Annotated in this window: 7 protein-coding genes; 4 read left to right on the top strand and 3 right to left on the bottom strand. The window is 67.3% G+C overall.

Translation table 11 applies throughout. The features are described 5' to 3' along the window. On the top strand, positions 1–2,532 hold a 2,532-nt coding region (locus tag H0W40_RS18060), incomplete at its 5' end, for a pitrilysin family protein (RefSeq protein ID WP_292449050.1). Between the two features lie 92 nt (positions 2,533–2,624). Here H0W40_RS18060 and H0W40_RS18055 read toward each other — a convergent pair. Further along, positions 2,625–3,878, bottom strand: coding sequence for a GNAT family N-acetyltransferase (locus H0W40_RS18055; protein ID WP_292449048.1), 1,254 nt, complete (start codon positions 3,876–3,878; stop codon positions 2,625–2,627). Between H0W40_RS18055 and H0W40_RS18050 the strand changes: the two genes are divergently transcribed. Together H0W40_RS18050 and H0W40_RS18045 are read left to right on the top strand one after the other, a co-directional pair. Beyond that, positions 3,877–5,556, top strand: coding sequence for an NAD+ synthase (locus tag H0W40_RS18050; protein ID WP_292449046.1), 1,680 nt, complete (start codon positions 3,877–3,879; stop codon positions 5,554–5,556). The two genes, H0W40_RS18055 and H0W40_RS18050, sit on opposite strands and share 2 nt — an antisense overlap. A 31-nt stretch (positions 5,557–5,587) precedes the next feature. Then, positions 5,588–5,926, top strand: a complete 339-nt coding sequence (locus H0W40_RS18045) for a P-II family nitrogen regulator (protein WP_292449043.1) — start codon at positions 5,588–5,590, stop codon at positions 5,924–5,926. A gap of 4 nt (positions 5,927–5,930) precedes the next feature. Here H0W40_RS18045 and H0W40_RS18040 read toward each other — a convergent pair whose 3' ends face one another. Further along, a complete protein-coding gene (locus H0W40_RS18040) occupies positions 5,931–6,530 on the bottom strand; it encodes a TIGR00730 family Rossman fold protein (protein ID WP_292449040.1) in 600 nt (199 codons plus the stop codon). Further along, positions 6,527–7,084 (bottom strand): RDD family protein, encoded by a 558-nt coding sequence (locus H0W40_RS18035; protein ID WP_292449038.1) that lies wholly within the window; start codon positions 7,082–7,084, stop codon positions 6,527–6,529. Before H0W40_RS18035 ends, H0W40_RS18040 begins: the two co-directional genes overlap by 4 nt. A gap of 437 nt (positions 7,085–7,521) precedes the next feature. On the opposite strand from H0W40_RS18035, the gene H0W40_RS18030 reads away from it, so the two are divergent. After that, a partial coding sequence (locus H0W40_RS18030; protein ID WP_292449014.1) for a thiamine pyrophosphate-binding protein occupies positions 7,522–8,042 on the top strand: 521 nt, incomplete at its 3' end.

The following is an 8,042-nucleotide window of genomic DNA, read 5'->3' as shown; positions in this document are numbered from 1 at the left end:
ACCTATCACGTCGGTTCGCGCCACGAGAACTACGGCGAGACGGGCATGGCCCACCTGCTCGAGCACCTGATCTTCAAGGGCACGCCGACGAATCCCAACGTTTGGTCCGAGTTCACCAAGCGCGGCCTGCGGGCCAACGGCAGCACCTGGTTCGACCGCACCAACTACTTCGCCAGCTTCGCGGCCAACGAGGACAACCTGGAGTGGTTCCTCTCCTGGCACGCCGACGCGATGGTGAACAGCTTCATCGCCAAGAAGGATCTCGACAGCGAGATGACCGTGGTGCGCAACGAGATGGAGATGGGCGAGAACAGCCCCGGGCGCATCCTCTACCAGAAGACGCTGTCCGCGATGTACGACTGGCACAACTACAGCAACGACACGATCGGCGCCCGCAGCGATGTGGAGAACGTCGACATCGCCAGCCTGCAAGCTTTCTACCGCCGCCACTACCAGCCCGACAACGCGACGCTGGTGGTTTCGGGCAAGTTCGACGTGCCGCAGGTGCTGGCCTGGGTGCACGAGTTCTTCGGCCCCATCCCGAAGCCCGAGCGCGTGCTGCCGGTGCTCTACACGCTCGACCCCGTGCAGGACGGCGAGCGTGCGATCACCCTGCGCCGCAACGGCGGCACGCCGCTGCTCTATGCCGGCTATCACACGCCCGCGGCCGCGCATCCGGACCACGCAGCGTTGGAAGTCCTGACCATCGTGCTGGGCGACGCGCCTTCGGGGCGGCTGCACAAGCGCTTGGTCGAAAAGCAACTCGCCGCCAGCGTCGGCGCCGATGCCTTCGGCCTGTACGACCCCGGTGTGGCCCTTTTCATCGCCGAATTGCCGCCAGGCCAGGAGCCCGGCAAGACCAGCGCCGAGATGCTTGCTGTCATCGAGTCGATCGCCAGCGAGCCGATCACGGCCGAAGAACTGAAGCGCGCCAAAGGTAGGTGGCTCAAGGCCTGGGACTTGTCTTTCACCAATGCCGAGCGCGTCGGCGTGGCGCTGTCTGAATCGGTCGCACAGGGCGATTGGCGGCTGTACTTCCTGACGCGCGACCGGGTTCGCGACCTGACGCCGGCCGACGTGCAGCGCGTTGCCACCGAGCGGCTGCTGCGCTCCAACCGCACCTTGGCGACCTACCTGCCGACCGAAAATACCCAGCGCGCGCCGGTGCCCAAGGCCATCGACGTGGCCGCGCAGTTCAAGGACTTCGAGCCGCAGGAGGGCGCCGCTGCAGTGGCCGCGTTCGACGCCTCGCCGGCCAACATCGACGCGAAGACGCAGACCTTCGAGCTGGCCAGCGGCATGGAGGTCGCCCTGCTGCCCAAGCCGACCCGTGGCAACGCGGTGCAGGCGACGCTGGCGCTGCACTTCGGTGACGCGAAAAGCCTCGCCAACCAGGGCGCCGTGCCGTCGATGGTGGCCGCGCTGCTCAACGAGGGCACCCGGCAGCTGGGCCGGCAGGAGATTCGGGACCGACTCGACGAATTGCGCGCGGTGGTGTCCATCGGCGGCGACGACGGTCAGGTCAATGTCGGTATCTCGACCCGGCGCGAGCAACTGCCGGCGGTGATCGAGCTGGTCGGGCAGATGCTGCGTGAACCGAGTTTCCCGCCGGCCGTGCTGGAAGAACAGCGCAGCCAGGCGATCACGGCGGTGGAGCAGCAACGCAAGGAACCCGCCGCAGTCGTCGACAACGCCATGGCACGCCACGGCAATCCGTATCCGCGCGGCGATGTGCGATATGCGCGCACTTTCGACGAGATCGTGGCGGACCTGAAAGCCGTGCAGCCCGAGCAGTTGCGCGGCTTCCACCGCGAGTTCTACGGCGCTTCGAACGCCGAGTTCGGCGCCAGCGGCGACATGGACGTGGCGGCAGTGCGGCGTGCGCTCGAATCGAGCTTCGGCGACTGGAAAAGCCCGCGGCCCTACGCGCGCGTGCCCGATCCGCTGGTTCTACCCGAGCCGGCGCGGCTGGTGCTCGCCACGCCGGACAAGCAGAACGCGACGATGGCCGCGCAGCTGCCGCTGCCGATCACCGACACCGACCCGGATTACGCGGCCCTCATGCTGGCCAACCACATGCTGGGCGCCGGCGGTAATTCGCGGCTGTGGCAGCGCATCCGCGAGAAGGAGGGCTTGTCCTACGGCGTCTACAGCGGCGTGCGCTGGAATCCCTTCGAGCCGAACTCGCCCTGGGTGGCCGAGGCCATCTTTGCGCCGAGCAACCGCGCCAAGGTGGAGGCGGCGTTCAAGGAAGAGCTCGCACGGGCGCTGAAAGACGGCTTCACGGCGGCCGAACTGAACGAGGCCAAGCGCGGCCTGGTGAGTGCGCGGCAACTCGCGCGTTCGCAAGACGCTCGCCTTGCGTCCACGTTGGCCGGCAATCTCGAACTCGACCGGACATTTGCGCTGGCGCAGAAGGTCGATGACGCGCTGGGCCGCATGACGGTCGAAGAGGCCAACGCTGCCCTGCGCAAATACATCAAGCCCGAGCAGCTGGTGTTCGCGCTTGGCGGCGATTTCAAGGAAGACTGAGGCGTCTTCCCGGAGCGGGCCGGGCAGCCGCACGGCGACTTGCCCGTCATGCCGCCGGATCGCGGAGGCGCGCGATGGGCAGTGTTGGCTTCTCAGGCTGACGGCGGCTCTTCGCCGACGGCCCGGGCACCCTGCTTGAACGGATTGCGCTCGTCGAGTTCGCTCACGTAAGCCTCGATGCCGGCGCCTTCGCGCGCCAAGTGGCGAGACACGGCGTCAGTGAAGCGCGCATCGCTGAGCCAGTGTGCGGAATGCGTGCGCAACGGCATCAGGCCGCGGGCCATCTTGTGTTCGCCCTGGGCGCCGCCTTCGAAGCGGCGGTAGCCGTGTTCGATGCACCACTGCAGCGGCTGGTAGTAGCAGGCCTCGAAATGCAGGCAGTTGACCGACGGGCTGCCGGGCGCATGGCCCCAGTAACGGCCGTAGGCATGGCCTTGCTCGGGATCCAGGGCGATCAGCGAGGCGGCGATCGGCTCGCCGGCCTGGCGCGCGGTGAAGAGGAGCCAGTGCTCCGGCATCGTGGCCGCCATGCGGGCGAAGAAGTCGCGGGTGAGGTAGGGCGTCGAGCGGTGCTCGCGGTAGGTGGTGGTGTAGCAGCGGTAGAAGAAATTCCAGTCGGCCGGCGCGATCTCCTTGCCCCGCCGCACTTCGAAATCGACCCCGGCCTCGCGCACGTAGCGCCGCTCCTGCTGGATCTTCTTGCGCTTGTCGCGTTGCAGCGTGGCGAGGAAATCGGCGAAGTCGGCGTAGGGGTCGCCGCCTTCGGCCGCGTGGCGGTTGTGCCAGTGGAACTGCACCGTGCTGCGCAGCATCCAGCCGGCCGCTTCCGCCGAGCGGCGGTCGGTCTCGTCGAGAAACAGCACGTGCGCGGAAGAAAGTCCGTTGTCACTTGCGAGGGCCTGCATCGCGCGCAGCAGCACGGTGCGGGCCTCATCGTCGCGTGCGAGGAGCCGCGGGCCGGGCACCGGCGTGAAGGGCACCGCCGCCAGCAGCTTCGGGTAGTAGTGCAGCCCGGCGCGTTCGTAGGCATCGGCCCAGGCCCAGTCGAACACGTATTCGCCGTAGGAATGACTCTTGAGGTAGAGCGGGCAGGCGGCCACCAGCGCACCGCCGCGCTCGATGGCGAGGAACTGGGGCACCCAGCCCGTTTCGGGCACAGCGCTTGCCGATTCCTGCAGCGCCAAGAAGTAGGCATGCCGCATGAAAGGGTTGGCCGAGGCGCTGGCATCGAGCAGGGCGTCCCAGGCGGCCGCATCGATGCTCGATGGGTCGTCGTGCACGGAGACCACCCACTTGTCGGGGTCGCAGGTACCATCTTTTGAGACTGCCGGACGCTTCTTTTCCATGCCTTCTTCTGCCACGCTGAAGCTCGCGCTCGTCCAGTTCAATGCCACGGTGGGCGACCTCGCTGGCAACGCCAGGCGCATCGCCGACTTCGCCCGCCGGGCTCATGCCGAAGGCGCGCGGCTGGTGATCACGCCGGAGCTGTCACTGACCGGCTACCCACCCGAAGACCTGCTGCTGCGCCCGGCCTTCATGAGCGCCTGCGACGAGGCGCTGGCCGCATGCGCTGCCTTGCTGGCCGAACTGCCAGATCTGCAGGTCATCGTCGGCCACCCCAAGACGCTCGACGATGCCGGGCATGTTCGCACGCGCTCCCTGGCCGTGCAGCGGCGGGTCAATGCGGCCTCGGTGCTGCATGCCGGGCGAATCACCGCCTGCTATGCCAAGCGCGAGCTGCCGAACTACCAGGTGTTCGACGAGCGGCGCTATTTCGTCTCGGGCCGCGACGCGGGGCTGGGGCCGCTGGTCGTCGACGTGGGCGGCCTGAAGGTCGGCGTGCTGATCTGCGAGGACGCCTGGTTCGACGAACCGGCCGCAGCCGCGAAGGCGGCCGGCGCGCAGGCGCTCGCGGTGATCAACGCCTCGCCCTTCCACCTGGGCAAGGCCGGCGAGCGCGAAGAGCGAATGACGCATCGCGCGCGAGCGATCGGCCTGCCTGTGCTTTATGCGCACCTGGTCGGCGGCCAGGACGAGGTGGTGTTCGACGGCGGCTCGTTCGCGGTCGATGCGCAGGGCGCTGTCCGCGCGCGCGCCGGCACCTTCACCGAGGAGCTGCTGCTGGTCGGTGTGGGCACCGACGGCAGCGTGACGGGACCGCTGGCGCCGCAGCCCGAGCTGCCGGCTCAGGCCTGGGGTGCGCTCGTCATCGGCGTGCGCGACTATCTCGGCAAGAACGGTTTCCCGGGCGCGATCATCGGCCTGTCGGGCGGCATCGATTCGGCGCTGGTGCTGGCGATCGCGGTCGATGCGCTGGGTGCGGACAAGGTGCGCGCGGTGATGATGCCTTCGCCCTACACGGCCGATATCTCCTGGCTCGACGCGCGCGACATGGCCCGCCGCCTGGGCGTGCAGTACGACGAGATTTCGATCACACCCATGTTCGAGGCCTTCAAGGCGAGCCTCGCGGAAGAGTTCGCCGGCCTGCCGGAGGACGCCACGGAGGAAAACATCCAGGCGCGTTGCCGCGGCACCCTGCTGATGGCGCTGTCCAACAAGTCGGGCCACATCGTGCTGACCACCGGCAACAAGAGCGAGATGGCGACCGGCTACTGCACGCTCTACGGCGACATGGCCGGCGGCTTTGCGGTCATCAAGGACGTCGCCAAGACGCTGGTCTACCGGCTCGCGGCCTGGCGCAATGCGCAGGGCACAGAGCCGGTGATTCCCGAGCGCATCATCACGCGCCCGCCTTCCGCTGAACTGCGCGAGGACCAGACCGATCAGGACAGCCTGCCGCCCTACGCAGTGCTCGACGCGATCCTTGCGCGCTACATGGAAGACGACGAGGGAATCGCCGACATCGTCGCCGCCGGCTTCGATGCGGCGGTGGTCGAGCGGGTCACCCGGCTGATCGCCGTCAACGAGTACAAGCGCCGCCAGGCGCCGGTCGGCATCCGCATCACGCACCGGGCGTTCGGACGGGACTGGCGCTACCCGATCACCTCGAAGTTCCGTGCTTAAATTCGATCAGTCGAATTTCCGGGAGCCCGCCATGAAACAGATCACCGCCGTCATCAAGCCCTTCAAGCTCGAAGAGGTGCGCGAGGCGCTTGCCGAAGTCGGTGTCTCGGGACTCACGGTGACCGAGGTCAAGGGTTTCGGTCGCCAGAAGGGACACACCGAGCTCTATCGCGGTGCCGAGTACGTGGTCGATTTCCTGCCCAAGGTGAAGGTCGAGGTCGTCGTCAAGGACGAGGACGTCGAGCGCTGCATCGAGGCCGTGGTCAAGGCCGCCAAGACCGGCAAGATCGGCGACGGCAAGATCTTCGTCACCAATGTGGAGCAAGCCGTGCGCATCCGCACCGGCGAGACGGACGAAGCGGCGGTGTGACTCTTCAAGTCCGGCTGTAGTCGTCGCGGCCCTTGGCCCTTCGCGCCAGCACTTCGAGCCGCGTCAGCAGTTCGTCCGGTTCGGTGCCGACCTCCAGCATCGCCTGCGTGGCCGGCGACATGAAGCCCTCGCGCACTGTCTGCTGCAGAAATGCGATCAGCGCGTCGTAGTAGCCTGCCACGTTGAGCAAGCCGATCGGCTGGTCGTGGTAGTTGAGCTGGCGCCAAGTCCAGGCTTCGAACAGTTCCTCGAAACTGCCGATGCCGCCGGGAAGCGCCAGGAACGCATCGGCACGCTCCGCCATGGCCTGCTTGCGTTGATGCATGGTTTCGACCACCAGCAGTTCGCTCAATGCCGCATGGCCGATTTCGCGCTCCATCAGGGAGCGGGGAATCACGCCGACCACGCTGGCACCGGCGGCGAGTGCCGCATCGGCCATGCGGCCCATCAACCCGACTTGCGCGCCCCCATAGACCAGCCGCCAGCCGCGCTTGCCGATGGCGTGGCCGACCGCGCGGGCTGCCTCGGCGAAGGCCGGGTTTGCCCCCTCGCGCGAGCCGCAATAGACGCAGACGGTGAAGGGAGCCGGCAAGCGCGAACTCATTGCGAACTCCCTCCGCCAGGCGATGCCGCAGCGCCGCCCGGTATCGGGCGCGTGTCGATCAGTCGCGTCCCGCAGGCGGCGTCGTGCCAGAACTGGCGCTGCGGGTGAAGCAGCGCCAGCAAGGCGTAGCCGATGACGCCGCCCGCCAGCGCGGCCATCAGTGCGCCGGCACTGCGCCAGCCAGCGATGTGCCAGAGCGCGAGGGCCGGCAGGAACCAGACCCAACTGGCGAGGTAGCGCACGGTGGCGCGCAGGCGTGACACGCGCTGGCCGCCGGCAGCGGTCAGGCGGATGTGCCACGTCTGCATCGGGAGCGTCTGGCCGGTCTGCGACCAGTACCAGACCAGATAGAGGCCCGGCATCAGCACCAGGGCGATGATCAGCAGGCCCTCGCGACCCTGCATCGCGTTGCGCTGGTTGGTCAGCACGGCGTAGAGCAGGGCGCTGACGAACACCACGCCGAACAGCAGCACGCCCTCATAGATGAAACAGCCCATGCGCCGCCGCAGGCCTGGCGTGCGAATACTTGCCGCGTTGACGGCGGATGAAAACACGGTGCGCTTCACTTTTCGGTCTCCCTCGCGGATGCGGGCAGCCGCAAGGCGCAGCGAGCTCGGAGAGCTTCGCCGTACAGGGGGATGGAGAGGGAATTCATGGTTGCACTGCCTTCCTTCGAAGCCTGTGCAGGCTGTGCACTGCCCGCCGGCGGCGGGTCTTGAAGCTGCCCTGCGAGCAAGCCCGAGGAAGGCGCGCGGCCACGGTGCGGAGAAGCGGCGGCGATTATGTCATCGCGGGTTTTCAGGGCTCCTTTACCGGGAAGCGCAGCGGCGCTGGTGACATAATGCTGCTTCGCACAACGCTCTTTAGATCCTCAATGGCCGCCCGACCCGGGTCGCTTTGCTGTAGATCGCGCAGGCCCCACATCCACCTCACAAGGGTGCGAAGAGGGGCACCAAAGGTGTTTCGTCAGAGAAATTCCAAGAGGTTCGAAATGGACATGTCTGCCGCGGAAATCAAGCGTGCCGCAACGGCACAGCCGCACCCCTCTCCCAACGATCCCGGCGCCGATCCCAACGGCTCGGAGATTCTCGTTCGCTGCCTGCAGGCGGAGGGGGTCAAGTACCTCTGGGGCTACCCCGGCGGGGCGGTGCTCTACATCTACGACGCCCTCTACAAGCAAGACAGGATCGAGCACGTGCTCGTGCGCCACGAACAGGCCGCGATCCATGCCGCCGACGGCTATGCGCGCGCCACCGGCGACGTCGGCGTTGCGCTGGTGACTTCGGGCCCGGGCGTGACCAATGCCATCACCGGCATCGCCACCGCCTACATGGACTCGATCCCGATGGTGATCATCACCGGCCAGGTGCCGACACCGGCGATCGGCCTCGATGCCTTCCAGGAATGCGACACCGTCGGCATCACCCGCCCGATCGTCAAGCACAACTTCCTGGTCAAGGACGTGCGCGATCTGGCCATCACGATGAAGAAGGCGTTCTACATCGCGCGCAC

The sequence above is a fragment of the Methylibium sp. genome (assembly GCF_013817345.1).
Lineage (GTDB): Bacteria > Pseudomonadota > Gammaproteobacteria > Burkholderiales > Burkholderiaceae_C > Methylibium.
Note: the sequence above shows the minus strand (reverse complement) of the source record. Positions and strands in the feature narration are given on the sequence as shown.